Origin of the sequence: Dyadobacter sp. 3J3 (assembly GCF_009801115.1) — a bacterium.
Lineage (GTDB): Bacteria > Bacteroidota > Bacteroidia > Cytophagales > Spirosomataceae > Dyadobacter.
In genome coordinates, this window is the sequence record NZ_VTOL01000004.1 from 407,321 (window position 1) to 432,722 (window position 25,402).

The 25,402-nt window shown below is 39.5% G+C and carries 21 protein-coding genes; 7 read left to right on the forward strand and 14 right to left on the reverse strand.

Going from position 1 to position 25,402, the window contains the following annotated elements; genetic code table 11:
- Positions 1–150: 150 nt before the first annotated feature.
- The 3 genes from FZF08_RS11320 (at position 151) to FZF08_RS11330 (ending at position 4,609) form a co-directional block, all read left to right on the forward strand.
- Positions 151–1,626 (forward strand): TonB-dependent receptor, encoded by a 1,476-nt coding sequence (locus tag FZF08_RS11320; RefSeq protein ID WP_159468757.1) that lies wholly within the window; start codon positions 151–153, stop codon positions 1,624–1,626.
- A gap of 9 nt (positions 1,627–1,635) precedes the next feature.
- Positions 1,636–3,123: an FG-GAP-like repeat-containing protein gene (locus FZF08_RS11325; protein ID WP_159468759.1), complete on the forward strand. Its 1,488-nt coding sequence runs from the start codon at positions 1,636–1,638 to the stop codon at positions 3,121–3,123.
- Positions 3,124–3,298: 175 nt separating this feature from the next.
- On the forward strand, positions 3,299–4,609 hold the full coding sequence (locus FZF08_RS11330; protein WP_159468761.1) for a Gfo/Idh/MocA family protein: 1,311 nt from the start codon (positions 3,299–3,301) through the stop codon (positions 4,607–4,609).
- A gap of 205 nt (positions 4,610–4,814) precedes the next feature.
- On the opposite strand, the gene FZF08_RS11335 is transcribed toward FZF08_RS11330, so the two are convergent.
- The 10 genes from FZF08_RS11335 to FZF08_RS11380 all read right to left on the reverse strand — a co-directional run bounded on the left by FZF08_RS11335 (position 4,815) and on the right by FZF08_RS11380 (position 12,505).
- Positions 4,815–5,261 (reverse strand): Uma2 family endonuclease, encoded by a 447-nt coding sequence (locus FZF08_RS11335; RefSeq protein WP_159468763.1) that lies wholly within the window; start codon positions 5,259–5,261, stop codon positions 4,815–4,817.
- A 155-nt stretch (positions 5,262–5,416) separates the two neighbouring features.
- Entirely contained in the window at positions 5,417–6,760 is a 1,344-nt protein-coding gene (gene accC, locus FZF08_RS11340) for an acetyl-CoA carboxylase biotin carboxylase subunit (protein WP_159468765.1), read from the reverse strand.
- Between the two features lie 37 nt (positions 6,761–6,797).
- On the reverse strand, positions 6,798–7,268 hold the full coding sequence (gene accB, locus FZF08_RS11345) for an acetyl-CoA carboxylase biotin carboxyl carrier protein (RefSeq protein WP_159468767.1): 471 nt from the start codon (positions 7,266–7,268) through the stop codon (positions 6,798–6,800).
- 33 nt (positions 7,269–7,301) lie between these two features.
- Positions 7,302–7,868 (reverse strand): elongation factor P, encoded by a 567-nt coding sequence (gene efp, locus FZF08_RS11350; protein WP_159468769.1) that lies wholly within the window; start codon positions 7,866–7,868, stop codon positions 7,302–7,304.
- An 84-nt stretch (positions 7,869–7,952) separates the two neighbouring features.
- Positions 7,953–8,942, reverse strand: coding sequence for a beta-ketoacyl-ACP synthase III (locus FZF08_RS11355; RefSeq protein ID WP_159468771.1), 990 nt, complete (start codon positions 8,940–8,942; stop codon positions 7,953–7,955).
- A gap of 92 nt (positions 8,943–9,034) precedes the next feature.
- On the reverse strand, positions 9,035–9,973 hold the full coding sequence (plsX, locus tag FZF08_RS11360; RefSeq protein ID WP_159468773.1) for a phosphate acyltransferase PlsX: 939 nt from the start codon (positions 9,971–9,973) through the stop codon (positions 9,035–9,037).
- 131 nt (positions 9,974–10,104) lie between these two features.
- Positions 10,105–10,299: a 50S ribosomal protein L32 gene (gene rpmF, locus FZF08_RS11365; RefSeq protein ID WP_090337350.1), complete on the reverse strand. Its 195-nt coding sequence runs from the start codon at positions 10,297–10,299 to the stop codon at positions 10,105–10,107.
- A gap of 70 nt (positions 10,300–10,369) precedes the next feature.
- The gene (locus FZF08_RS11370) at positions 10,370–10,924 is read right to left on the reverse strand and encodes a DUF177 domain-containing protein (RefSeq protein WP_229216500.1); all 555 of its coding nucleotides are present in this window, start codon (positions 10,922–10,924) and stop codon (positions 10,370–10,372) included.
- A gap of 145 nt (positions 10,925–11,069) precedes the next feature.
- Positions 11,070–11,702 (reverse strand): NeuD/PglB/VioB family sugar acetyltransferase, encoded by a 633-nt coding sequence (locus tag FZF08_RS11375; RefSeq protein WP_159468775.1) that lies wholly within the window; start codon positions 11,700–11,702, stop codon positions 11,070–11,072.
- Between the two features lie 152 nt (positions 11,703–11,854).
- On the reverse strand, positions 11,855–12,505 hold the full coding sequence (locus FZF08_RS11380) for a hypothetical protein (RefSeq protein ID WP_159468777.1): 651 nt from the start codon (positions 12,503–12,505) through the stop codon (positions 11,855–11,857).
- 102 nt (positions 12,506–12,607) lie between these two features.
- Between FZF08_RS11380 and FZF08_RS11385 the strand changes: the two genes are divergently transcribed.
- Together FZF08_RS11385 and FZF08_RS11390 are read left to right on the forward strand one after the other, a co-directional pair.
- Positions 12,608–14,080, forward strand: a complete 1,473-nt coding sequence (locus tag FZF08_RS11385; protein ID WP_159468779.1) for a M61 family metallopeptidase — start codon at positions 12,608–12,610, stop codon at positions 14,078–14,080.
- A 259-nt stretch (positions 14,081–14,339) separates the two neighbouring features.
- Complete coding sequence (locus FZF08_RS11390; protein WP_159468781.1) at positions 14,340–15,662, forward strand: hypothetical protein; 1,323 nt, start codon at positions 14,340–14,342, stop codon at positions 15,660–15,662.
- Between the two features lie 2 nt (positions 15,663–15,664).
- On the opposite strand, the gene FZF08_RS11395 is transcribed toward FZF08_RS11390, so the two are convergent.
- Entirely contained in the window at positions 15,665–16,579 is a 915-nt protein-coding gene (locus FZF08_RS11395; protein WP_159468783.1) for a TIGR01777 family oxidoreductase, read from the reverse strand.
- A 48-nt stretch (positions 16,580–16,627) separates the two neighbouring features.
- Positions 16,628–17,446: a 1-acyl-sn-glycerol-3-phosphate acyltransferase gene (locus FZF08_RS11400; protein ID WP_159468785.1), complete on the reverse strand. Its 819-nt coding sequence runs from the start codon at positions 17,444–17,446 to the stop codon at positions 16,628–16,630.
- A gap of 260 nt (positions 17,447–17,706) precedes the next feature.
- Here FZF08_RS11400 and FZF08_RS11405 point away from each other — a divergent pair, with 260 nt between their 5' ends.
- On the forward strand, positions 17,707–19,164 hold the full coding sequence (locus tag FZF08_RS11405; RefSeq protein WP_159468786.1) for a M48 family metalloprotease: 1,458 nt from the start codon (positions 17,707–17,709) through the stop codon (positions 19,162–19,164).
- Between the two features lie 158 nt (positions 19,165–19,322).
- Complete coding sequence (locus FZF08_RS11410) at positions 19,323–20,246, forward strand: hypothetical protein (RefSeq protein WP_159468788.1); 924 nt, start codon at positions 19,323–19,325, stop codon at positions 20,244–20,246.
- Positions 20,247–20,556: 310 nt separating this feature from the next.
- Here the strand turns inward: FZF08_RS11410 and FZF08_RS11415 are convergent, their stop codons facing one another.
- Both FZF08_RS11415 and FZF08_RS11420 read right to left on the reverse strand, forming a co-directional pair.
- Positions 20,557–23,040 carry a glutaminase family protein gene (locus FZF08_RS11415; RefSeq protein ID WP_159468790.1) on the reverse strand — a complete coding sequence of 828 codons (2,484 nt, stop codon included), beginning with the start codon at positions 23,038–23,040 and terminating at the stop codon, positions 20,557–20,559.
- 176 nt (positions 23,041–23,216) lie between these two features.
- Positions 23,217–25,301, reverse strand: coding sequence for a cytochrome c biogenesis protein CcdA (locus tag FZF08_RS11420; RefSeq protein WP_159468792.1), 2,085 nt, complete (start codon positions 25,299–25,301; stop codon positions 23,217–23,219).
- Positions 25,302–25,402 lie beyond the last annotated feature (101 nt).

The window sequence follows — 25,402 nt, forward strand, 5'->3', positions numbered from 1 at the left end:
CGGAATAAAATAATTTAATTCATTCTGTTAATAATAATAATTTATAGAATTTTTCGATTCTAATATAGAATCTGTTATTCTTATTAACTATTCGGAATGGGATTTTTCTTATATTTACGTGTAAAGCTCTTCATCTAACCCAGCATTGGTATGTACGAAAAGAATCTTGGTACTAAACAAAAGGCGTTAAGAATTAATCTCGACCGTCGGATTTATGGCTCATTTGCTGAAATCGGCGCAGGGCAGGAGACAGCTGCATTCTTTTTTAAATCGGGTGGCGCATCAGGTACGGTCGCCAAAACCATGTCGGCTTATGACATGACTTTCAGTGACGCAATTTATGGAACAGAGGAAGGCGGGCGTTACGTCGTGGAGTCAAGGCTGATGAAAATGTTGAACAGGGAATACAATCTTGTTGAAAAACGTCTTCAGGAAAAACGTGGCGCAGAAAGCCAGTTTTTTGCTTTTGCCAATACCGTTGTCGCTTTAAATTTTCAAAAAACGAATGAATCCCATGGCTGGATAGGCCTTCAGTTTCAGTTAACGCCACTTGGGCCGTCCAATTACGTAGTGATCCACGTACGTATGCGGGATGATGAAAATCTTCTTCAGCAACAGGCTTTGGGAATTATTGGTGTCAATTTGATGTATGGCTGTTTTTTTTATCATAAATCGCCAGAAACTTTATTGTTGTCCTTAATGGATGACTTAACGCCGGATCGGATTGAAATCGATATGGTGCGTTTCAGCGGACCGGATTTTGTGAAGGTTGATAACCGTTTGATGAGCCTTCGTCTGGTGAAAAATGGTTTTACGGATGCAGCACTTTTTGGCTCGGATGGCGGTGTTTTGCAGCCTTCGGAAGCGTTATATAAAAAGCATATTTTGATGATGCGTGGCCGTTTGCGCCCGATCACGAATGTACATATTGACCTGATCAGCAACGGTCAAAAGCAATTTCTTGCCGAACCCGATGTGGACGAATCCAAGGTAGTGCTTGTTTCGGAGCTGACTTTACACAACCTGAAAGGTGTTGATAAGGATATTGATGAAAAAGATTTCCTGGACCGTGTGGATATCCTGTGCTCACTCGGGCATATGGTGATGATCTCCAACCACCACGAATATTTCCGTCTGGTAGCTTATCTTTCCCGTTTGTCAAAATTGAAAGCCGGCTTGCTTTTAGGAAGCCCTAGCTTACAGGATATTTTTGATGAAAAACATTATGAGTTTCTTCAGGGCGGTATTCTTGAATCGTTTGCCACGCTTTTCAGTCGCAAGGTTAAGCTGTTTATTTATCCGACTTTGCAGCCGGATGGATCGGTTTACAGCTGTGAGAATTTCGTCGTAGACGATCATTTGCGTCCTTTATTCCAATATCTCATCATCAATAATAAAATTGAGGATATCCGGAATTACAACAAGGAGCATATGCATATCACAACAGATAGCGTGTTGGAAAAAATAAAAAAAGGAGAAGTGGGATGGGAGAATCTGGTACCGGAAAATGTAGCAAAAATTATCAAGGAAAAGTCACTTTTCGGATTGCCCAGCGAAGATACAAGTTCAAATGTTGTGAAGTCGATTCATGAGGCAGTAGGTAATTTATCAGAGACTAACAGCTGATTTTTTTTGATGTTATCAGGACAAGGTATTCGGTTATCAAGCGTATTGTTACTTGTTTTATGGGGTTTGTCTCCATTAAATGTGCACGCCCAAAGCTCCTGGTCAAAAATACTGCCGAAAGTTTCAACTTTTTCTTCTCCCAGAGTTACGGATCTTAATCGTGACGGGATAAAAGATGTTGTGTTGGGAATTGGGAGACTGGAATTTATGGCTTGCGACTCCGCGATTATCGCGTTGGATGGTAAAACAGGAGAATTACTCTGGAAAAATCCAGCAAAAGACCAAATGTATGGCTCTGCGCTTTTGAAAGATATTGATCATGACGGTGTAGAAGACGTCATTATTGGCGGAAGGGTAGGAGAATTGCAGGCGATCAACGGAAATACCGGGACTGTTATCTGGAAATTTGATAAAAAAACGCCTTCTCTGAAAAATAAAAAGTGGTATAATTTCTATAACCCGCAGTTAATTCCTGATCAGGACAGTGACGGTTTGGAAGATATAATCATATCCAATGGAGGTGATGTGATGGTAAAACCATATGATCCCAAGCGCCCTCCGGGAGAGTTGGTGATATTGAGCTCTGCCTCGGGGAAACTATTGGCCGAAGCAATGATGCCTGACGGAAAGGAAACGTATATGTCGGTATCAGTTTCAAAACATTTTAAAAACGAAGATTATAGAGTAATTTTTGGGACGGGTGGTGAAACCATTGGTGGAAGCCTCTTTGTTGGTTCATTAAAAGATATTTTGGCAGGTAATTTATCAGCAGCTGTGAAAATCGCCACGAGTCCGGATAAAGGATTTATTGCACCAGCTGTATGGGTTGATATTACTGAGGATGGCATTGCTGATATTGTTGCCAATGCTGTGGATGGCCGCGTTTTAGCCTTTGACGGGAAAACCCTGGCGCCAATATGGACTGTTAAAATCCCCAATTCCGAGGCATATACTTCCATTGCTGTGGGCGATTTTACGCCGGATAAAATTCCTGATTTCTTTGTTTCCGTAGCCAAAGGACAATGGCCAAAGCTGGAAACGACGGAGCAGTATATGATCAATGGGAAAAATGGGGAGGTAGCATTCCGGGATTCACTCGGGAAATACCAGACCAGTACTCCGGTCGTGGTTGATATAGATGGCGATAATGAAGAAGAGGTTATTATGAGCATTAATTATGAGACGAGAGATCAGTTTGGGCGAAAGGAATTTCTGAATACGCTGGCTGTTATCGGTTTCAAAACCAATGAAGTTGTCGAGTTATTGAACGGACTTCCGGGCCATAATCTTTCTTCTACGCCATGGATCGGAGATATTGATAATGACAATATGCTGGATATCGTTTTTTGCAGCAGTACAAATAAAAACCGCACGTATTCATTCGACGGAATGCAGGTCAGTTTAATCAAAACGGCAATTAAAATTACAAAGCCTATTCGGTGGGGTGCCTATATGGGGACGTACTATGATGGTGTTTTCCACGTGGACGGTAAATAGTCTCGTCTGTTTAACTTATTTCTTTATCTTCAATTAGTACTATTATATAAAATAATTGTATTTTATATAAGTAATATTTCGGGGTCAGGTGCTTCTAATTTCGTCTAATTATTTAACCATCAGATCACTGCTGACGGGAAATACTTTGATACGAAATTCCTAAATCCCTATCGTAATGAATAAACAAAACGAAGTTTCCCGTCGGGAATTTATTAAAAATTCGGCGGGCGTAGCCGTAGCACTTTCTATTCCTTCCATCATTCCAGCCAGTGCTTTCGGTGCAAATGACCGGGTGCGGGTGGCCGTTATTGGAGTAAATGGGCGTGGACAAGATCATATCAAAGGTTTTTCAAATCTTCCTAATGTTGAACTGGTAACGATTTGCGATCCGGATAATAACATTTTGCAGACCCGCGCAAAACAATATGCGGAAAAGTATAATGGTAAACAGCTGAAAACCGAGAATGATCTCCGGAAAGTGTATGATGACAAATCGATTGATGCGGTAAGTATCGCTACACCAAATCACTGGCATTCATTGGCGGCGATTTGGGCTTGCCAGGCGGGAAAGGATGTATATGTTGAAAAACCAGGTTCACACAACCTTCATGAAGGAAGGAAATTGGTGGAAGCAGCGCATAAATACAAACGTGTAGTGCAGCACGGAGTTCAGCTGAGAAGTTCTGTTGCTTTGCAGGAAGCTGTAAAACATATGCGGGATGGGTTGATTGGTAATGTTTATATGGCGAGAGGACTTGTTTATAAATGGAGGCCGGATATTGGAGATAAAGGAGTTTCAGCGGTACCGGAAGGTTTAAATTATGATCTGTGGACTGGTCCTGCGGAAATGAAGCCATTCTCAAAAAACTACGTCCACTATGATTGGCACTGGCATTGGAATTATGGAAACGGTGATATAGGAAACCAGGGAATCCATGAAACCGACATGTGTATGTGGGGACTTGGTGTGGACAGTTTCCCTGAAAAAATAACATCTTCGGGCGGGAAATTCCTTTGGAATGATGCAAAAGAAACGCCCGAATTATTGACATCGTCTTACATTTATCCAAAAGAAAAGAAAATTATAGAATTTGAAGTGCGTCCCTGGATGACGAATGAAGAAGGTGGAGTAGGGATCGGGAATATATTTTACGGAAGCGAAGGATATCTGGTTGTGAAAGGATATGATTATTATGAAACATTTCTAGGGAAAGATAAAAAACCTGGGCCCACACGTAAGGAAGGTGGAGATCATTACAAAAATTTTATTGAAGCGGTTATAGCAAGAGACCCTAAAAAAGTAAATGCGCCGGTTGAAACAGCACATTTATCTGCCGGATTGGCACATTTAGGAAACATCGCTTACAGAACAGGCAGAGCATTAACCTTCGATCCTAAAACGGAAAAATTCGTGGGGGATAATGATGCAAATACTTACCTGACAAGAAAATACAGAGCGCCTTATACGGTTCCGGAAGTTGTTTAAAAATTTATGTGTTTATAAGCAGAACAGCCCGGGTGAGATTTCGTCCGAGCTGTTCGAATATTTAATTGTTATGAATGATTTTTTCTAGATTTATTTTTAGGCTTGGAAAAATATGAGATTCTAAAATGGTTGTGGCAGGTTTAAGTCCGATTAATTTCTCGTTGTCCAATATATAGACAAACACGGCTGCTTGGGTCACTAGCCATTATTCTCTTATTCCGACTTCTTCATACAAATTAAATTTTTTGTTCATTTCAACCTTTGAAAATCCCGTAGTTGGAATTTCAACAATAAGATCCGGTATCTCGTTGCAGCTTTGAATAGCAATATTTTTACCATTAGAAGTTATCGAAATATCGGGACGAACTATCGAAATAGGGTTGTCATTGTAAAGAGCAGCTTTTTCATTTACTAGTTTTATTTCCTCCGGAAATGAAAGCAATTTATAAGGAAAATTTTGAAAAAATATTGCCATGGCTGACAATATTTTGGAGGATATATGCTGATGATATGAATCAATTTTTGAATTAATCGGGAATATTTGTCCATTAATCAATTCTAAATTTTCCTTAAAATCCCATGAAAGATAATCCGTGTAAGAGTAGTTTACACCCAGATCAAGAGGAATAGTGTTGGCATAAGTTTCTCTCATAAGTATGTATAGTTTTTATAAAGCTAATAACTATTTGACAAAACACAGAAAAGGTGCCCGGTTATTAAACCAAACACCTCTTCAAAATATTATATCAAATAAACTCAGCGCCACTCAGCGAAAAAACTCCAATAACTCTGCGTTTAAAACAAAATTTAAAGCGTAGAAAAATCAAACGATTCCAAAAACTTCGTTGTGAAATTACCCGATTGGAAACCAGGATCGTCCATCAACTTGATATGAAAAGGAATTGTTGTTTTAATTCCTTCAATCACAAATTCCTGCAAAGCACGTTTCATTCTGGTGATCACTTCCTCGCGCGACTGACCGCTAACGATCAATTTTGCTATCATCGAGTCATAATTCGGCGGAATAGTATAACCGCTATAAACATGACTATCGATACGAATACCATGACCGCCCGGGAAATGTAAATTTGTAATTTTTCCAGGAGATGGACGGAAGTTATTTGCAGGATCTTCCGCGTTGATACGGCATTCCATAGCAAACAATTTTGGTGTATAATTAATACCCTTGATCGGATCTCCCGCAGCTACTTTGATCTGTTCTTTGATCAAATCAAAATCAGTAACTTCTTCTGTAATCGGATGTTCAACCTGAATACGGGTATTCATCTCCATAAAGAAGAATTCACCGTGTTTATCAACCAGGAATTCAACCGTTCCGGCGCCCTCATATCCGATTGCCTGAGCGCCTTTAATGGCAGCAGCACCCATTCTTTCACGAAGTTCTGGCGTCACAACAGGCGAAGGTGTTTCTTCAACCAATTTCTGGTGACGACGCTGGATAGAGCAATCGCGTTCTGATAAGTGACACACTTTACCATACTGATCACCAATGATCTGGATTTCAATGTGACGAGGTTCTTCAACGAATTTTTCAAGATATAATCCGTCATTTCCGAAAGCGGCAGCAGATTCTGTACGGGCATCATTCCATGCCTTTTCAAATTCTTCAGGTTTGTTGATAATACGCATACCACGTCCACCACCACCGGCTGTTGCTTTCACAATTACAGGATAACCAATACCTTTTGCAAGCTCTTTTCCTTGTTCAACGGATTCGAGCAAACCTTCTGAACCTGGAACAACCGGAACACCGGCTTTGATCATAGTCGCTTTGGCAGTTGCCTTGTCGCCCATTCCGTTGATCTGAGTAGCTGTTGCTCCAATAAATTTGATACCGTAATCAGCACAAATCTGAGAGAATTCAGCGTTTTCAGATAAAAATCCGTATCCCGGATGTATGGCATCTGCTCCGGTAACTTCGGCAGCAGATATAATATTTTGTATACTCAGGTAAGACTGACGGCTCGGCGGAGGTCCGATACAAACCGCTTCGTCAGCAAAACGTACGTGAAGGCTGTCACGATCGGCAGTTGAATAAACTGCAACCGTTTTTATGCCCATTTCTCGGCAGGTTCTGATCACACGTAATGCGATTTCACCTCTGTTGGCAATGAGAATCTTTTTAAACATGAAATTTAATTAAGTTTTTGAAGACCGGTCATTGCCGTTATATAGGTTCAACAAGAAACAAAGGCTGGTCGAATTCTACCGGAGTAGCATTTTCAACCAAAACTTTCACAATTCTTCCTGAAATTTCAGATTCAATTTCGTTGAAAAGTTTCATCGCTTCAATCACGCAAACTGTTTTTCCAGGTACGATTTCGTCTCCAACACTTGCAAAAGCAGGCGTTTCAGGATTAGAAGCACGGTAGAAAGTACCGATCATTGGTGATTTAATAGTAATGAGATTGGCAGAAGCAGCTGGTTCAGCAGCAACCGGAACAGCAGGTGCCGAAGCAACCGGTAAAGCGGATGTGTAAACCGGAGCAGGGGCAGACTGTGCCGAAGCGACAGATACTACCGGAGCTGAACCGTATCTTTTTACCTTAATTTTTAAATCCGTTGTTTCAATGTTTACTTCATCAAGACCAGACTGGGCGATGAAGTCAATAAGTTTTTGAATTTCTTTAGTTTCCATTTAGTCAAGTTTAAACAGTTGCAGGATGGTGGCCTATGATTTTACTCTTTCAACGTAGTCGTACGTGCGTGTATCAACTTTAATTTTCTGACCTTCTTCAATAAATAAAGGTACCATGATACGTGCGCCCGTCTCTACCTCAATCGCTTTTTTCGGAGAGTTTGTAGTATCTCCTTTTAAGCCTGGCTCAGCATAGGTCACTTCTAATTCTACAAATGGGGGCAATTCACAAAGTAAAGCAACATCTGTTTCGGTATTGATCAGGATTTCTACTTCCTGTCCATCCTTCATCAGATCAGCAGCTGTTACAAGTTTTTCATCGATCAATACCTGATCGAACGTTTCAGAATTCATGAAGTTGTAGCCAACTTCATCTTTGTATAAAAACTGGAATTTATGTCTTTCTACGCGAACCGGAATAATAGTAGCACCTGAGGAAAAAGTATTATCCAATACTTTTCCGGTAGTAAGGCTTTTAATTTTAGTACGAACAAAAGCGTTTCCTTTACCCGGTTTTACGTGTTGAAACTCAATAACCTGAAAAAGGTCATGGTTAAAATGTATTACCAGTCCGTTACGTAAATCTGCAGTCGTTGCCATGTTTAGTTAATAAGTAATGCAAAAATTTTGTAAAATCTTAAACACAAAATGAATAATGAAGCATGTCCATTATTCATTTCTTTATTATAAAGCCCATTTTAAATATACAGCTCCCCAGGTAAATCCTCCACCGAAAGCAGCTAAAACAAGATTATCTCCCTTTTTCAACTGTGATTCATAATCCCATAAACAAAGCGGAATCGTAGCCGAAGTTGTATTTCCGTATTTCTGAATATTGACCATCACTTTGTCCATACCTACACCCATACGGTTGGCCGTTGCTTCAATAATTCTCCTGTTCGCCTGATGCGGAACAAGCCATGCAACGTTTTCACTGGTCAGGTTATTTTTTTCCATGATCTCAGCAGATATATCCGCCATATTTTTCACAGCAAATTTAAATACCTGCGCTCCGTCCTGATAAACAGAATGCCATTTATTATCAATGGTTTCGTGTGTTGGCGGATATCGGCTTCCACCTGCTTTCTGATGCAAATAAGGATATCCAACACCATCAGAACGGATGATTGAATCTATAATACCGTAACCATCTGTATCTGGTTCAAGAAGTACTGCGCCCGCGCCGTCACCAAAAAGTATACAGGTTTTACGATCCGTATAATCCACAATGGCCGACATTTTATCGGCGCCTACGACGATGACCTTTTTATATTTGCCGGTTTCAATAAATTGAGAACCGATCGTAAGTGCGTAAACAAATCCTGAACATGCCGCCTGAATATCAAAACTTCCCACATTCCTGATTCCCGTCATATCACAGATAAGATTGGCGGTACCCGGAAAGATAAAATCGGGAGTAGTAGTGGCGCAGATCAGCAAATCAATATCTTCCGGAGCAGTATTGGTTTTGGCAAGCAACCCTTTTACAGCCTCAGCGCCCATATGTGAGCTTCCTAAACCTTCTCCTTTAAGTATGCGACGTTCCTTAATGCCGGTACGGCTAACGATCCATTCATCGTTGGTCGCCACCATTGTTTCCAATTCAGCATTTGTCAGAATATAGTCAGGCACATACCCGTGTATTCCTGTTATAGAGGCTCTTGCGTGGGTCATGGTTAATTTCTAGCATTCAAAATTCATATGAATTTTGGTAAAAAATAGTATCAGAGTTTATTCGCAATTATAACTTTCCGGTTGGGCCTGTCTTAACTCAGCGCATGTGCAATGTGCAGATATGCTTTCGATTTGACTTGTTTATAAGCCCATCCAATCATATTTTTAATTGCCAGCGGCGAAGAAATACCATGTGCAATCATCACATTTCCGTTCACACCAATAATGGAACTTCCTCCGATGGATTCGTAATTGGTTTGATCAATAAAATCATCCTGAATCCCTTTTTGTTTGGCGATTTCGTAAAACGATTCTCCTAATTTAAATAGCACATTCCCTGTGAAACCGTCAGTAACGATCACATCTGCCTTATTAGTGAAGAGATCTTTTCCTTCAATATTGCCAATAAAATTGATTTTTTTATTATCCTTGAGTAGCGTATAAGTCGCCTGAGCAGTCAATGAACCCTTCTGTTCTTCTTCACCGATATTCATTAATGCTACACGCGGGCGCTCAATCTGGAATGTGTGCTGGACAAATAAAGAGCCAATTTCTCCGAACTGCGCCAGAACTTCGGGTTTGCAGTCCGCATTGGCACCAATGTCCACCATGATGGCATATCCGCCTTCAACCTGAGGTACGTAACCTGCAATCGCAGGCCGTAAAACTCCTTCGATAGCTTTTATACTAAAAAGAGCACCTACATGCATGGCTCCCGTGTTCCCGGCGCTGCAAAAGATGTCAATTTCTTTTTCTTTCAGAAGCTTAAAACCTATTCCAATACTCGAATTAGGTTTTTGAGAAAGAGCTTTTGTAGGGTGCTCACCCATCTCAATAACATCTTCTGCATGAATGATGTCAACGACTGGTGAAGAAAAGTTATGCTGGCGAAAAATATCCAGAATAGCACTTTCACGACCAATTAACACGATTCGAGCATCCGATGGCAGTTCGGAAGTGGCTTGGATAACCCCTTCAACAATTGCTTGTGGAGCTAAATCTCCCCCCATAGCATCTACCGCAATTTTCATTTACACGCTGTTATTTTGTACTAAAAGTTATAAATCGAAGCTGTAAATTTAGCAGTTGTGCCTTAGTAAAAAAGAATTTCGCAACAACTTTTATAAGGCTGTTGCGAAATTGGCATTATCATCATCAAAAATTAAACCGTTTTGGCATAATTTTCAACAACAACTTTGCCTCTATAAACTAGATTTCCTTCGTGTACGTGCGCACGGTGGAACTGATGGATTTCCCCTGTTGAAGAATCAACTGACAATTGCTTGCCTGTAAGGAAGTCATGTGCTCTGCGTGTATCGCGACGGGTTTTGGAAATTTTCCGCTTAGGATGTGCCATGATGCTTTATGTTCGGTTGTTAATATTCGGTTTGAAAAACTTTTATATGCGGCTCAGAATTATTAATTCTTTATTGCCCTTTTAATTTCTTTAATGCTTCCCAACGTGGGTCAATTTTCTCTTCGGAATCGCCGTCGCCGTTATCCTCATTGTCTTCTGAAGAATACACCAGTATTACTTCGTCATCTTCTGATTCTTCGTCGGCATCATCGTCTGTCCTTAGACTTGGATGCAGTTTTTTTACCGGTAGCGAAAGTGCAATGAATTCAAATACATATTTCGCAACATTAATCCGGTTTGTGTTCCGGTTGATGATTTCTATCTCATCGGTCAGCTCTTCATCACGGTCCCCAAATTTTAAAATAATCTGATGATCCGAAATTATGGGCTCCTCAAACGGTTCCAAAGTACGGTCACAAGTTAATTCGACCGAACCTTCAGTATGAAAATGTAACTGAAGCATAGTCGCAGATTTTTTTAAAGCCACGTGGGTTTTAAATTGGCCGCGTTCGATGAGATCTTGCTCTAATTCTTCAAAAAAAGCGTCTCCAGACTCCATATCATAGTCATACTGTTTGTCTTCCAAACCGTAAATGTCTATGTTGTATTTACTTAGCTCTTTCACTATTTCTGTCAAAAGGACTGCAAAGGTAGTGTCTTTTCGTGTGAATAAAAAAACTATCTACTAATTTTATTGATTTAAACTGAGGTATTTAACATTGAACCAGCTCTTACTCAGCAAGCATTGGTTTTTTCCTTACAAAACAGATCTAAATCTTCTTTGCAGGATTTCCGAAAAAGGTTGCGTTTGCAGGAACATTTTCAACAATAACAGAACCTGCGCCAATCCGGGCATTTTTGCCAATTTGAATACCTGCAACAATAATTGCACCTGATCCGATAAATACGCCATCAGCGACTGTTACCCGGTCATTGATAATTGCTCCTGCTCCAACGGTAACATAATCTCCGATTTTGACTGCCGTTTCTATAACTGAGCCTGTTAGAAATAAACTATGGTTTCCGAGTACAGAGGTCGCTCCAACCACAGCACGTGCTGCAAAAAGATTACCATGTCCAACCGTTGCCATTTCTGAAATAATTGCGCTGTCGTGAATTGCGTTAACAGGCATACTTTTGAAACGCTCGTTCAAACCTTCTGTCAATTGTTTACGAACGGACCGTTCACCAACGGCGACAAAAGTTTCACATTTTTCACCAATAATATTGATAAAACCTTCGTCGTCCGTAGCGCCTAAAACACTGACATCGCCGTATTCTTTACCGTGTAATTCTTTATTATCGTCCAGGATGCCATAGACGAGTACATTATTTCTTCTAAAAATATCAAGTGCCTGCATACCCAATGCGCCTGCACCAAAAATTAAAACCGGATTTTCCATAATTTAAATGATCTCATTTTCTCTTGTAGTAAAGATTGAAAATGAAAACGTAATAGTATTTGTTAATGAATCTGATTGATTTGTGCACCAGAATTGAAAAGTGACGCAAAAATGCAGCAGAAAAAATGGTTGTTACAAAAGTACGGATTGATTTACAGAAAAGTCACGCGAAAAACAAAAGGGCTTCCGTATGGTGAAAGATTTTCCTGGTTGTAAGGATCAATCTGGTTATTATAATTAACGTTATAAAGTGCTGTAAAATGAACTGCCCGGATTAATTTCCCACCTGTTGGCTGGCTATATGAAGCACCGATCATAGGAGAACTTAGCCAAGTCCTGCGCTGATAGGACATAGGTACATTTAAAGTTTCGTACTCTGCTATAATATTAACGACCGGCACAATCTGATACATCAGGAAAGCGCGTCCTCCATAGTTAATAGTATTATATCCAAAGTATTTTGATTTAAACCACATTACGGTTGCTCCAACACCACCAACAAGTTTGTCCGTAATTTGGTAACCAATCATTGGGGATAAGTTGACATTGGTAATTGTACCAAAACTTAAACCAAAACTTCCGCCTAGTCGTATCCTTTCCTTGAATGCAAGATTTTTTAAATCGCTCTCAACTTTCTTTGGTTCAACCGGAGCCTTATCTTCAACAGGAGGCATTTCTTTTCTTACCGGTCTTTCTTTTTTAATAGTATCCGGACGGTAATATTCATCGTTTTGTGCAAATACTGTCGTTTTAATCGCTAGTGTGATGATAAATAAGCAGGACAGGAGGATTTTCCTTTTCATTTCTAAATGGTTTATTTTAATATTGTTAATACTAACGCAAAATTCTTAACTTTTGGTTTATTATTGATTTGACCCTCATTACTACGCCTCATTTCAACGTTTATGCACTATCAAATTTCTGTAACTGACCCGGCTTCGCATTTCCTGACAATCACGTATACCATCCCTGAAATTACGACGGATCAGGTTGAAATTCAGTTACCTGCGTGGCGCCCCGGACGTTATGAAATTCAAAATTTTGCCAAAAATATTCAATTTATTGAAGCAAATTCAATAAGTGGTAATAAACTACCGATACGCAAAATCACGAAGGATCGTTGGGAGGTTAAAACAAATTCTGAAAAAACAGTTCAAATACGCTATTCTTTCTTTGCGGCGATACAAAATGCTGGCAGCAGTTATGTTGATGAAGAGCTTTGGTATCTCAATTTTATCAATTTTTGTTTTTATACCGAAGGGAGAATTAATGATGAGTGCTCTGTTTCACTGGCATTGCCGGAAAATTTTGAAATCGCTTGCGGACTGGAATCTTCCGGTCGTCATCAACTGGCTGCGAAGGATTTTTATCAATTGGTCGATAGTCCGCTTCTTGCATCAGAAACCTTGCAGAAATCTGATTATATAGTTCGCAGTGTTCAGTTCCATATCTGGATGCACGGGAATCTGAAGCCAAACTGGAAACGTATCCAGCGCGATTTCAGAAGATTTTCCAGAGAGCAGATTGCTACCATGGGCGAATTTCCAGAGCAGGATTACCATTTTCTGAACCTGATTTTGCCAAACGCTTTTTATCACGGTGTAGAGCATCATAATTCTACGATGATTGTTTTGGGCCCGGATGATGAAGGCGAAGGATTATATACCGATTTATTAGGGGTAAGTTCTCATGAATTATTTCACGCATGGAATATCATCAGAATTCGTCCTATCGAGCTTTTGCCGTATGATTTTACAAAAGAAAATTATTTTGAAACTTGTTTTGTAGCCGAAGGCTGCACAACTTATTATGGCGATTTGTTTTTAAGGCGCTCCGGTGTTTTCGATGATGAAGCTTATGTAAAAGAATTGCAGGTTTACATGAAACGGCATTTTGAAAATAATGCTCTGGCGTCCCAATCTCTGGCCGAATCTTCTTTTGATTTGTGGCTGGATGGATACGAAAAAGGAATTCCGCACCGAAAAGTTTCGGTATATCATAAAGGTGCTTTGGTGGCTTTGATTCTGGATTTATACCTGCGAAAAAAATCCAATCATCAAGCTTCTTTGGATACGGTCATGCAAGTTTTATGGCAACGTTTTGGTAAACCGTTCATTGGTTATACTGTTGACGATTATAAAAATGTAGTGGAAGAAATCGCCGGTGAAAAGCTGGAATGGTATTGGAAAGAATGCATTTTTACGAATGAACCTCTGGAATCAAGACTGAATGAAGCACTTGCTTTTGTAGGCTTACAAATGACGGTTTTTAGCAATGGTAATATCCAGCTCAATGTCCAGGATGATTTTCGGGCAAAAGTGCAGAGGGATAAATGGCTGGAAACGAGGCAGGTACTGAGTGAGGAAGAAGAAGAGTAATTTTTGGCTGTTAGCTTTTGGCGATTAGCTTTGGTGGAAAGTCATAGTCCGTTAACTAATTAGATACGTTTGGTATTTATAAAAGGCTCCATCGGAGCCGCCTGTTTCTGGTAATAACGTATCGTCTGCACTTTCCATGGCTCCTTCGGAGCCTCCTGTGAACTTTCCGGTTATTTAATATAAATTTAAAATCTGCACGTCTTAGATTTATCTTGCAAACTGCTTTCATTAATAAACTCTCTTAAATCCTTCTCCTAAAATGAAAACGGTGAAAATAATCGGACGTGTTTTACTTATTTTGGTTAAAGTCCTGGCCGTATTTTTTCTGGCTATACTCCTTTACTTTTTTATCCCGCCATTTTACAACCGATATGTAGTTTATCCTGAACTCGAACATGAGCGAACTGCTTTGTGGAAAAAATATAAAAAGCCGGAGTTATTAATACCGCAAACGGATTTCAAAGGCGTCCTTCATTCTCACACGTATCGTTCGCATGATAGCCGTGGTATTTTGGCCGAAATACTCCCGGCCGCCAAAAAGGCAAAGTTGGATTTCATTTTCCTCGCCGACCACCGCATGTCCGATCTGGATACTTTTCCGAGAGGAATTCACGGAATTTTTAATGATATCGTCATCGAATCAGGTACGGAATCTCCGGGACCCAGTATGATGGTAACACCGCTAAGAAATGTAGTGCTGGATTGGAAAAGTGACAGAAGCCAGCTGATTCATGATGTGGTAAAAAAAGGCGGGATGGTTTTTTATCTGCATTCAGAGGATGGACACGACTGGGCCAATCCGGATTATCAGGGACTGGAAATTTATAATATTCACTCGGATCTTATTGATGAAAAAAATCCGGTAAAATTTTTAATCAACGGCATGATAAACAGCGGTATCCATCGGCACTGGAGTTATCGCGAACTTTTTGATGAACAAACGAAAATTATTTCGCTTTGGGATTCTCTAAATAACCATCGGAAAATAGTAGGAATGGCAGCCGTTGACGCACATAACAACCAAAGTCTCCGGGCAAAATATTTGAAGAATGGAAAAGTTGAATGGGTTGGGCCCAATGCGAAAACGATTTCTATTAATGAGCCCGGTTGGAAAGAAAAATTACTACTGGGAAAACCTGATGTCGCGGGTTGGGCTTTTAAAATGGAACTCGATACTTATTTTCATTCTTTCAATTTTGCCAACACGCATATTTTTAGTGATACACTTTCAAGTCGATCTTTGAAAAATGATCTAGTCAAAGGACATGCATATATTTCCTTTGAAAGTCTGGCCGAAGCGAAGGGTTTTCAATTCGTTTCAACCGACAGTTCGGGGAAAATAAACGCGATTATTGGAGATTCAATCCAAAGTAAAAATGTATTGAAATTAAAAGCTATCTCGCCATTTGCCGTAAAATTCGAATTGTATAAAAATGGAAAACTTATCGATAGTAAGGAAGATAGTTATGACTACGAATTTCAAACTAAAAATAAAAAAGGGAATTATCGGATTGTAGCCCGATTGAAATTCAGGAGAAAACAGCTACCGTGGATTTATACCAATCCAATTTATGTCTATTGATATTATTTTGACAAGACATCCTTCAATGCTTCCAACAAATCCGGGAAATCATATTTGAAATCCGTTTCATCCTTAATACGCTGATTGATCACATAATTACTTCCTAAAACGACATTAGCCATTTCTCCAAAAACAAGACGAAGCGCGAAGGAAGGTACATTCGGAAGCCATTGCGGTTTATTAAGTGCTTTGCAGATTTGTTTGGTAAAATCTTCATTGGTTGCGGGAGGAAACGCTACCGCATTGTATGCGCCTTCCCAGGAATCTTTTTCCATAGATTCAATATACAATCTGCAAAGGTCATCAATATGAATCCAGGAAAGCCATTGTTTGCCTGTGCCCAAAGGAGCTCCAAATCCAAATTTTGCAGGTTGGGCCATTTTTGGAACAGCACCTCCATCATTACTTAAAACGATACCCGTTCTTAGTTTTACAGTTCTTACGCCAAATGCTTTTATGGTATCAGCTGCCTTTTCCCATTCAATGGTTACCTCCGACAAAAAGTCTTTACCGGGAGGTGACATTTCGGTATGCTGGATATCACCTGTATCTTCACCGTAATAGCTACTTCCGGAAGCAGAAATAAAAGATTTTGGGGTTATTTTTAGATCTTTTAACCTTCTCGCAATCAGTTTAATACTATCCGTACGGCTGCTGAAAATTTCCTTTTTCCTTTCCTCGGTCCATTTTTCATCAGCAACGCCGGCTCCTGCCAAATGTATCAGATACGTAGTATTTTCCAGAGCACCCGCTTCGATGTAATTATTTTTCACGTCCCATTCATACACTTTTACAAAAGGAATTTCTACTGGTCTTCTGGTAAGATAAGCAACTCTATACCCTTTTTTCAAAAGCAATGTCGTCAGTCTTTTTCCAATTAAACCTGTTCCGCCGGTAATTAATACTTTTTGAGCCATAAAATTTTATGAATGAGATATGCTGAGTAATACAAAAATGATGCCGTGCTACATGATAGGAAGTAAAACGTTGCTTTCTTTCGGAGGTTCTTGTTCAATTGCTTTGGTGATTCTATCAATCATGTCATCTACTGATTCGTCCGGTAAAAAGTGCATGGGAGCTTTAAACTGAACAGTAAGTGTTGTATTTCTCTTTTTAAAACGCAACCCTTTTTTATCAAAAGCTCTTCTGAAACCATTAATCACAACGGGAATAACAATGGGCTGATGCTCTTTTATCAAATGCGCCGTTCCTTTTCTGACCGGCGCAAAGGGTTTGGTGGTGCCCTGGGGAAAACTCACAACCCAGCCATGTTTGAGGCCCATACCAATTTTGTCCTGCGCAGCATTATCAAGTTCACGTTTTACGTTTTCACCATTTGCACGCCAGGAACGATCAATAGTGATAGCGCCGCCTATACTGAAAAGTTTTGGTAAAATACCTTCCTTCATCGTTTCGGAAGCAGCCACGTAATAGCAGCGTGCTCTTGGGGAAAAAAGGTAAAACGGTGGTGCGATGCTATCTTTATAGCCCCATTTCGTTGCGCAGAAAATGTGGTAAAATGCGATAACGTCTGCAAAATAAGTCTGGTGGTTTGATAAGAAAATAACACCATGATCCGGGAGGTCAATCAGCTGCTCACTTCCTGTAATTTTTATTTTATTAACTGCCGTATAACGATAATAGGTAAACCAGCCAATAACAAAAATAAAGAAGCGTTTAATAGTCAGGAAATTGCCGAAAGGGTCTTTTTCAAATATCCCAAGAAAATCAAATCGAGCCAGCCAGGTTGGAAGCGCGCTGAACGTACTTTTTTTTGATGTCATGAGATAAAGTCTTTCTATAAAACGTGTCTGGGTTAATTTTCGGCTATTATTTGATAATATTGAGCCACAATTCTGTAAGTGAAGGTAAGTTAATAAAGAGATTGATAAATTCACTAAAATAACTAAGCTACCGTAAAATGTAACCGGCAGTATGTTTTTTAGTCATAGTAATTGTTATGTCATTTGGCATGATTCTTTGATTACAGAGCAATACTTACTTAATTTTGACCAGCTCACTAACAAAAACATTACAAATTTTTATGAATACCAAATTTCAGTTACACATACTCGCTTGTGTTTTGGGCGCAGGACTTCTTTCCGGTTGTTCAAGAAATCCGGTAACGGGAAAGAAAGAAATTATTTTGATGTCGCCGGAAAAGGAAAAGGCACTGGGTGCAGAATCTCATCCCTCTGTTGTGGCTTCTATGGGATTGTATGATGATAAAAACCTGACTGCCTTCATCAATGAAAAGGGAAAAGCGATGGGTAAGGTTTCTCATCGTCCGGAAGTTGACTATCAATTTTTTATTGTAGATTCTCCGGTCGTGAATGCTTTTGCAGTACCTGGCGGATATGTTTACTTCACCCGCGGCATTATGGCTCATTTTAATAATGAAGCAGAATTTGCTGGTGTTTTAGGTCATGAAATTGGCCACATTGCAGCTCGCCACTCAGCAAGTCAGCAAACCAAACAAGTTTTTTCGCAAGGTATAATACTGGCAGGATCAGTACTTTCTCCAACATTCAGAGGTTTATCAGATCAGGCTTCGCAGGGTTTGGGGTTATTGCTTTTAAAATACAGTCGTGATCATGAAAGTCAGTCGGATGAATTGGGTGTAGAATATTCGAGCAAAATCGGATACGATGCACATCAGATGGCAGATTTTTTTGGTACTTTGAAAAAAATCAGTGACAAAAGCGGAGCAAGCATTCCTACATTCCAGTCGACCCACCCGGATCCGGGAAATCGTCAGGTAACTGTTGAAAAACTTGCAACGAATTATCAAACAGCGCACCAGGCAAAATATAACGTCAACCGGGATGTTTATCTGCGAAAAATTGAGGGATTGATTTATGGTGTTGATCCAAAACAAGGGTTTGTAGAAGGTGGTCAATTTTATCATCCGGAGTTAAAATTCCAATTCCCTGTTCCAGCCGACTGGCAGACAGAAAACACGCCTGCACAGTTTCAAATGGCATCGAAAGATGGAAAGGCAATGATGTTATTTACAATTGCAGAAGGCAAAACGCTTGATGAAGCTGCGCAAACGGTTATTAAAAACTACGGTCTGCAAACTTCTGAAAATAACAAAACGACGATTAACGGATTTCCTGCTATTGCCATGATCGCAAAACAAGTAGCTCAGGGACAAACAGCTCCTGCGGCAAATGCGGCACAGATTGCGAGTTGGTTAATTCAGTATAATGGATCGATTTATGCCATTCATGGTGTTGCAGCGAGTACAGATTTTGGATCAAATTTGAACCAGTTCAAATCGGTTGCACAAGGATTTAAGTCTATTACAGATCAGTCCAAATTGAATAGAGAGCCTGATCGTATCAGAATAAAAACTGCCCAACGCGACGGTACACTTCGTGATCTTTTGAAAGATGCAAACATGCCGGATAATAAGCTTGACGATATAGCAATTCTTAACGGAATGGCTTTGACAGATAAAGTTGAAAAAGGAATGCTTTTCAAAACTTTGAATAAATAAAACGCATTCATTTTCGAGACGAGCAACCGGATTTTACGTCTGGATGCAGATACAAATAAAACCACTTGTATTACTGAATTATCAGTTTTTACAAGTGGTTTTATTTTGTTAAGATTTTTTTATGTTAATCTGTTTGAAAGCATATTACTAGAATTTTGATGCGTAAGAAAAACGATATATTACTAAAAAGTGCATTTGAAGAATCGTTTTCTGACCTTTTATATTTCTTTTTCAAAAACGCGGATATCGTTTTTGATTTCGAACGGGGTTTTGATTTTATGGATAAGGAGCTGGCTGAACTTTTCCCTGATTTGGAGAAAAGGGGAGGAAATCGGTTTGTGGATATGTTAGTGAAGACGTATCTGAAAACAGGTGCCGAAGAATATATTCTCGTTCACATTGAAATTCAGGATGGCGCCGTTAAAAATTTCCCGCAACGAATGTTTCAATATTATTACAGGATATTAGATAGATTTGAAGTCGAAGTTGCGGCATTGGCCGTATTTACCGGTAAGCTAAATCAAAAACCGTCTTCGGAATATCGAAAGAAGTTTTTAGGAACTGAAATTATTTACAGGTACAATTCCTATCACATATTCGACCATGATGAGGATCAATTAATAGGAATGGATAATCTTTTCGCACTCGTAATTCTTACTGCGCAAAAGGTTTCTTTAGCAGATAAAATTCCGGAATCTAAACTCGGAGAACACAGATTGGAAATCGTGCGTGCACTGGTAAAAAGCAAGCGCTATGACAACGAAAAAATCAGGCGTTTTCTGTATTTCCTGAAGACTTTCATTTACATTGAAAATCCTGAAATAAATAGTAAATTTGATAATGAGGTAGATATATTAACTGGAAATGAGAAAGGTATGGGTATTATAGAAGCAATTAAGATGATTACTTTGGAAGAGGGAATTGAGAAGGGTATTGCAACGGGTGAGTATAATAAAACTTATGAAATTGTTAAAAATCTTATAATAAATACTGATTTCCAAATTTCTAAGGTTGCGGCTCTCGCTAATTGCTCTGAATCATTGGTCGAAAAGGTTCAAAAAGATTTGCGGTTAGGAAAATAGTACCTAACTCAAATTTGGATAGCTAAAAAATTGCAATAAAGTATGGGGATTATAGAAGCTATAAAGTTGATAACCTTTCAGGAGGCATTTGAAAAGGGCGTCATAATAGGTACAAAAATTGGCATCGAAATGGGTTCGCAGTGTAAAACTTACGAGGTTACTAAAAATCTATTACTCCATACTGACCTTAGGATTTCCAAAATCGCAACACTTATTAATTGCCCTGAATCATTTGTAAAAAAGGTCCAAAACGATTTAGAAAATAATGAATAAAATGAGATGAGCATTTAAAATACTCACCCCAATTTTATCATTTCAACTTCGCTTCCAGCACCTTCATATAATATCCCCCAACAACCGAACGTGCCCGGAAACCTACCGATTTTCCATCAGTAGTTTCATGCCAGTCAGAAAGAGGAATTCTATCCGTAGTTTCTGTTACGTATTTGTAAACTGGTTTAATCAAAGCTTCGAAATCTTTTTGGTTATCAGCTAACGTTGCTGTCCACAAAATCCAGTCCGATTTTGTGTAAGTTTTACGGCTGTCCAACGGTAGACCGAAAGCCAGTTGTTTTGTCAGATAAAAGTTAATTTCCTTTTTCGCCACCTCTTTTGGAAACACATTCAAGCCAAGAAGTTTATCCCAAACCAGATTATATTTCTGGCTCCATGTATTTTTTTTGTCAAAAGTCAAGGCGTAATGATTTCCGTCCGCAGCCATTTCCATCCATTTTTTTGCATACTCTTTAACCAAAGCATTCACTTCGTCTGCTTCTTTTTTCTGACCTAATTGTTCAGCCATTTTCGCATAGCTGGCTAAGCCCATAATTGCTTTGATAGATAAGTTAGTATTGTGCGCTAAATGGCCGGCAAAGTCATCCGTACAGAGCTGATTTGCGGGATCGAAACCTTCTTTCTTCAAATAATTTGCCCAGACTGTTAAGGTTTCCCAGTGTTTCTTCGCGAATTCTAAATTCTTTTCAGCCTTACTAATCGCATAAGTCAAAATCAGCATATTACCTGATTCTTCTACCGGCATATCTTCATCATAAGTCTGTCCGTTTGCTAGCGGATATGTTCCTACATCATGCGCCGCAAATGGTTTTTTCCATTTCCCACTTTCAGAATAATAGAAAATCGGTTCCATCATTCCTTTTAATAAGGTCGGATTGTAGGTTAAAAATAGGGGTGCCGAAGGATAGGTAATATCCACAGTTCCGATTGATCCGTTACTGAAATTTTCTTTTGATAAGAATAGCGGAACTCCACCCGGTCCGGCAACCAATTTGTGCGCAGCAATGGCCTGACGATATGCAGCAGTACAAAGTTCTGCATAGATTTTTCCACCTGCTTTTAAAGCGTCATCATAAATTTTTATATCAACTGCTTTACATGCAATCATAATCTGATTGAAATTTGTTTCAGCTTCTTTCAATTCTCCCTGAATGGTTTTGTCGCCACTTTTATTCCACCATGGAAGAAGATTTTTTTCAAAATACTGAACAGAAAATTCGTCATCATATCCTAGTAAAACATGATTAGAAGCGCCTTTGCTATCCACTTTTCCGATATTGGAAATGGTGCCCATCGCTCTTGTTTCACCGGTGCCGATTACCATCGTATTGATCGGATCAAGCGTACCTTTTTGAGAAAAACTTTTGATAAGGCCAGCTGGTGTTCCAAAAGCAGAACTTGAAACCGTTTTTTCAGAAGCGGCCAAATAGGCATATCCCCAGTCAATTCGTACGTCATCACCTTTGCGTTGCAAAACTTTTTGATCCAGACTTCCAATAGCAAGCGTAAGCAATCCTCCATCTTTTCCGGCTCTTTCTGTTACTTCCTGATTTCCTTCATTAACAGCCAATAATCCGGAAACAGATGTAAATACCTGAACATCATGTACTTTTCCATCTTTCGATTTGACATCATAAACAATGTAATTCACTGGTCTGGATAGTAATGCAAGATCATCCATTAGTAACGGAGCGACAAAACTTGCCGTGATCTGCACCGGTCCGGCGTCAAAGGAATAAATGCTTTGCGTTGCTTTCATGATCAGACTGGTTTGTTTTGCAGTCCTAATCACATCTGTCCCTTTTGGTGCAATTTCGTCTGTCAAACCTATATCAATATATCCCGGACCTGCTCCGTTTTTACAGTAAGCAGCCAGGATATTTTTCCCTTTTTTTAATGATTTTCTGGCGGCTTCACTAATCTTTTTTGTTTCATAACCACCCGTAAAACAATTAGAACATTCATAGGCTGAGACACCATTTATGAAAACGGATACGTCATCGTCATGAAAAATATTCAAACCGATTTTCTCAAAACTGATATTGTCCAAAGTGAATTCACGGCGATACCATATCTCTTTTGGAAAGATGGTTCCGGTTTTCAGCATGTTGTCATTCCGGTCTTTTGTGCCAAAAGGTGCTTTTCCGGTTTCCCACCCAGTGGCTTTAAAATTTTCTTTATTCCAGTCAGCAGCTGGTTTTTCAGTTGTATAAACAGCTTGATATTCTTCAACTTTCGCCGTACCAATTACTGTTTTTAAAATGGGTACAGCAGCGCCCATGAAACGATATGTTTTTCCGTCAACACGAATTAATCCGTCTAGTGGATTTGGTTTTCCCGTCCAGTGTTTAGTAGGTGAGCCGTTAAGTTCATTCCCAAATGACCATACACTGGTATATGGATCGATTGTAATCAGCGGAACAGCGGGTGGTCGGAAGTTCTGTGCGACACAGATATTAAATCCGCACAGCAAGACAGCAAAAAAGCAGCTCTTTGTCATTTGATGAAAAATTGTTTTCACAGATTCTAGGTAATTTTTTGTGGTGTTAGGAAGTAGGAAAAACGTTTTAGCGAAAGACGAAGTTCTGTAAAATATGCTGATTTATTTGTGGTTTTTAAATAAAAATGGCTCCACTGTTTAAACAATGAAGCCATTCCTGAAATTTTATTTAAACTCTATTTCTTAAAAGCAGCTTTTGCACTTTCCAGAAAGGCTACAAAATGAGCCGGATTTAGATCGTAATTTTTGGGAGCAACCAAAAGGTCTCCATTCTGATCGACGATGCAGTAATGTGGCTGCGCATTATTATTATATTTAACAATTTGCAAATCAGCATTTTGTGCTCCGATCGTTTTCTTTACTTTATTGTCATATTTTGAAGTGTACCAGTCGGCTTCCGGTAGTTCCGTTTTATCATCTACATAAAGTGCAGCAATGACAAAATCATTCTGAAGGCGTTTCAAAACTTCCGGATCCGGCCAAACCCTGGCCTCCATTTCCCGGCAGTTTACACAACCGTGTCCTGTGAAATCAATAAAAACTGGTTTGTTTACTTTTTTGGCATAAGCCTGCGCTTCTTTGATATCAAAAAAACCATCCAGATCATGAGGTAAATGGAAAAGATCCGCATACTTTTTAGTTTCGCCCGAAGAGGCTGCCGGAGCAATTCCGCTAGCTCTTTTACTAAGATCAAAATCAATGGTTGATTGCGGGGGCAAATAACCTGCCAATGCTTTCAAGGGCGCGCCCCACATGCCTGGAAGCATATAAACCACAAAAGTGAAAGTGATAATAGAAAACAAGATCCGGGGAACGCTCACGCGCTCAATTGGAGAATCATGTGGGGTAAGTATCTTTCCCAAAAGATAGAATCCAAGCATGGAGAAAATTACGATCCAGAACGCCAGGTAAACTTCACGATCCAGTAAATGCCAGTGATAAACCTGATCTGCAATACTTAGAAACTTCAATGCTAAGGCCAGTTCCAAGAAACCGAGCACTACTTTTACCGTATTCAACCAGCCGCCAGATTTTGGCAAAGATTTTAGCCATTGGGGAAATAAGGCGAATAAGGTAAATGGAATAGCGAAAGCGGAAGAAAAAGCCGCCATACCCACAATCGGCTTGACAACTGCACCGCCCGCAGATGCTACCAGCAAACTTCCCACGATTGGCCCTGTGCAGGAAAACGAAACAAGGACCAATGTAAAAGCCATAAAGAATATCCCGGCATATCCGCCCTGATCCGATTTAGCGTCCATTTTATTTACAAAAGCGCTTGGCAAAACGATTTCAAAAAGTCCCAGGAATGATAATCCAAAGACGAAGAAAATGGCAAAGAAAAGTACATTTGGAATCCAGTGCGTACTTAAAAAGTTTGCAAAAGCAGGTCCGTTCAATCGTGAAACGACTGTTCCGATAAGCGTATAAATCAATACGATTGATATACCATATAATAGCGCTTTTACTTTTCCATTCGTTTGATTGGTGAAATAACTGACCGTCATTGGAATAATTGGAAAAACGCAAGGCGTCAGCAAAGCGACCAATCCCGATAAAAAAGCAGCCAATGCAAATGCCCATAATGATTTATCTGCACCGGTATCTTCGGCAGTTAAATCTATTTTCGGAGTTTCAGATTTTGCTTTGAAAGCAGTTGCAGAATCTCCGGCCGATAAGGAAATATTAGCTGTTTCCTGAGAAGTAGTATCCGTTATTTCCGTAGCTGCGGTTGTTTTTTCTTCTGCCGGTGTTGTTCCAACAGATTCAGTGGAAGCTCCTGCTACAACTTTTAAACCTTTAAATTCAAAATCATCACTTCCCGGGACACAGGTTCCTGAAGTATGGCTGCAAGTCTGGTATTCTGAACTTCCCTTAATAACCGGGTTGTCCGTTAATATTTTTATAGTTTGTTTGAAAACGGCTTTCCCATCAAAAAACTTGACATTTCCGCCCCAGATTTCCTCATATTTTGTTTTCGGATTCTGCGGTTTCAATTTTCCAACCAACGAAAATGATTTATTTGGTGTAAGCTTAAATGTTGTAAGCATCGGACCCAGTTCCGGATCGAAATCTGAGGAATAGATATACCAGTCTTTATCGAGCACAGCGGTAAAAATGAGATCTATCGTTTCACCTGCTTTGGCTTCATTTTTTGAGAAAGTATAAGTCCATTGCGCATGCTTCTGAATCTGGGCAATGGCATTGGTTTTTGCAAAAAATGCACAAACAATAATGAATAGAAAAATACTTCGTTTCATTGGATATTTTGATAGTAGGAGCTGAATTAGGTAATTCAGGTTTCTAATTTATAAGATTGAAGGCAGTAATCGTCGCTGCCTGATTTAATACTCAACGTAAT

What these genes read in the sequence shown, in the direction of transcription:
- accB (WP_159468767.1), bottom strand. Translation starts at nt 7,268, where the DNA reads ATGGAAACTAAAGAAATTCAAAAACTTATTGACTTCATCGCCCAGTCT.
- efp (WP_159468769.1), bottom strand. Translation starts at nt 7,868, where the DNA reads ATGGCAACGACTGCAGATTTACGTAACGGACTGGTAATACATTTTAAC.
- FZF08_RS11385 (WP_159468779.1), top strand. Translation starts at nt 12,608, where the DNA reads ATGCACTATCAAATTTCTGTAACTGACCCGGCTTCGCATTTCCTGACA.
- FZF08_RS11335 (WP_159468763.1), bottom strand. Translation starts at nt 5,261, where the DNA reads ATGAGAGAAACTTATGCCAACACTATTCCTCTTGATCTGGGTGTAAAC.
- rpmF (WP_090337350.1), bottom strand. Translation starts at nt 10,299, where the DNA reads ATGGCACATCCTAAGCGGAAAATTTCCAAAACCCGTCGCGATACACGC.
- FZF08_RS11325 (WP_159468759.1), top strand. Translation starts at nt 1,636, where the DNA reads ATGTTATCAGGACAAGGTATTCGGTTATCAAGCGTATTGTTACTTGTT.
- FZF08_RS11330 (WP_159468761.1), top strand. Translation starts at nt 3,299, where the DNA reads ATGAATAAACAAAACGAAGTTTCCCGTCGGGAATTTATTAAAAATTCG.
- FZF08_RS11320 (WP_159468757.1), top strand. Translation starts at nt 151, where the DNA reads ATGTACGAAAAGAATCTTGGTACTAAACAAAAGGCGTTAAGAATTAAT.
- FZF08_RS11400 (WP_159468785.1), bottom strand. Translation starts at nt 17,446, where the DNA reads ATGACATCAAAAAAAAGTACGTTCAGCGCGCTTCCAACCTGGCTGGCT.
- FZF08_RS11395 (WP_159468783.1), bottom strand. Translation starts at nt 16,579, where the DNA reads ATGGCTCAAAAAGTATTAATTACCGGCGGAACAGGTTTAATTGGAAAA.
- FZF08_RS11375 (WP_159468775.1), bottom strand. Translation starts at nt 11,702, where the DNA reads ATGGAAAATCCGGTTTTAATTTTTGGTGCAGGCGCATTGGGTATGCAG.
- FZF08_RS11355 (WP_159468771.1), bottom strand. Translation starts at nt 8,942, where the DNA reads ATGACCCACGCAAGAGCCTCTATAACAGGAATACACGGGTATGTGCCT.
- FZF08_RS11380 (WP_159468777.1), bottom strand. Translation starts at nt 12,505, where the DNA reads ATGAAAAGGAAAATCCTCCTGTCCTGCTTATTTATCATCACACTAGCG.
- accC (WP_159468765.1), bottom strand. Translation starts at nt 6,760, where the DNA reads ATGTTTAAAAAGATTCTCATTGCCAACAGAGGTGAAATCGCATTACGT.
- FZF08_RS11390 (WP_159468781.1), top strand. Translation starts at nt 14,340, where the DNA reads ATGAAAACGGTGAAAATAATCGGACGTGTTTTACTTATTTTGGTTAAA.
- plsX (WP_159468773.1), bottom strand. Translation starts at nt 9,973, where the DNA reads ATGAAAATTGCGGTAGATGCTATGGGGGGAGATTTAGCTCCACAAGCA.
- FZF08_RS11410 (WP_159468788.1), top strand. Translation starts at nt 19,323, where the DNA reads ATGCGTAAGAAAAACGATATATTACTAAAAAGTGCATTTGAAGAATCG.
- FZF08_RS11420 (WP_159468792.1), bottom strand. Translation starts at nt 25,301, where the DNA reads ATGAAACGAAGTATTTTTCTATTCATTATTGTTTGTGCATTTTTTGCA.
- FZF08_RS11405 (WP_159468786.1), top strand. Translation starts at nt 17,707, where the DNA reads ATGAATACCAAATTTCAGTTACACATACTCGCTTGTGTTTTGGGCGCA.
- FZF08_RS11415 (WP_159468790.1), bottom strand. Translation starts at nt 23,040, where the DNA reads ATGACAAAGAGCTGCTTTTTTGCTGTCTTGCTGTGCGGATTTAATATC.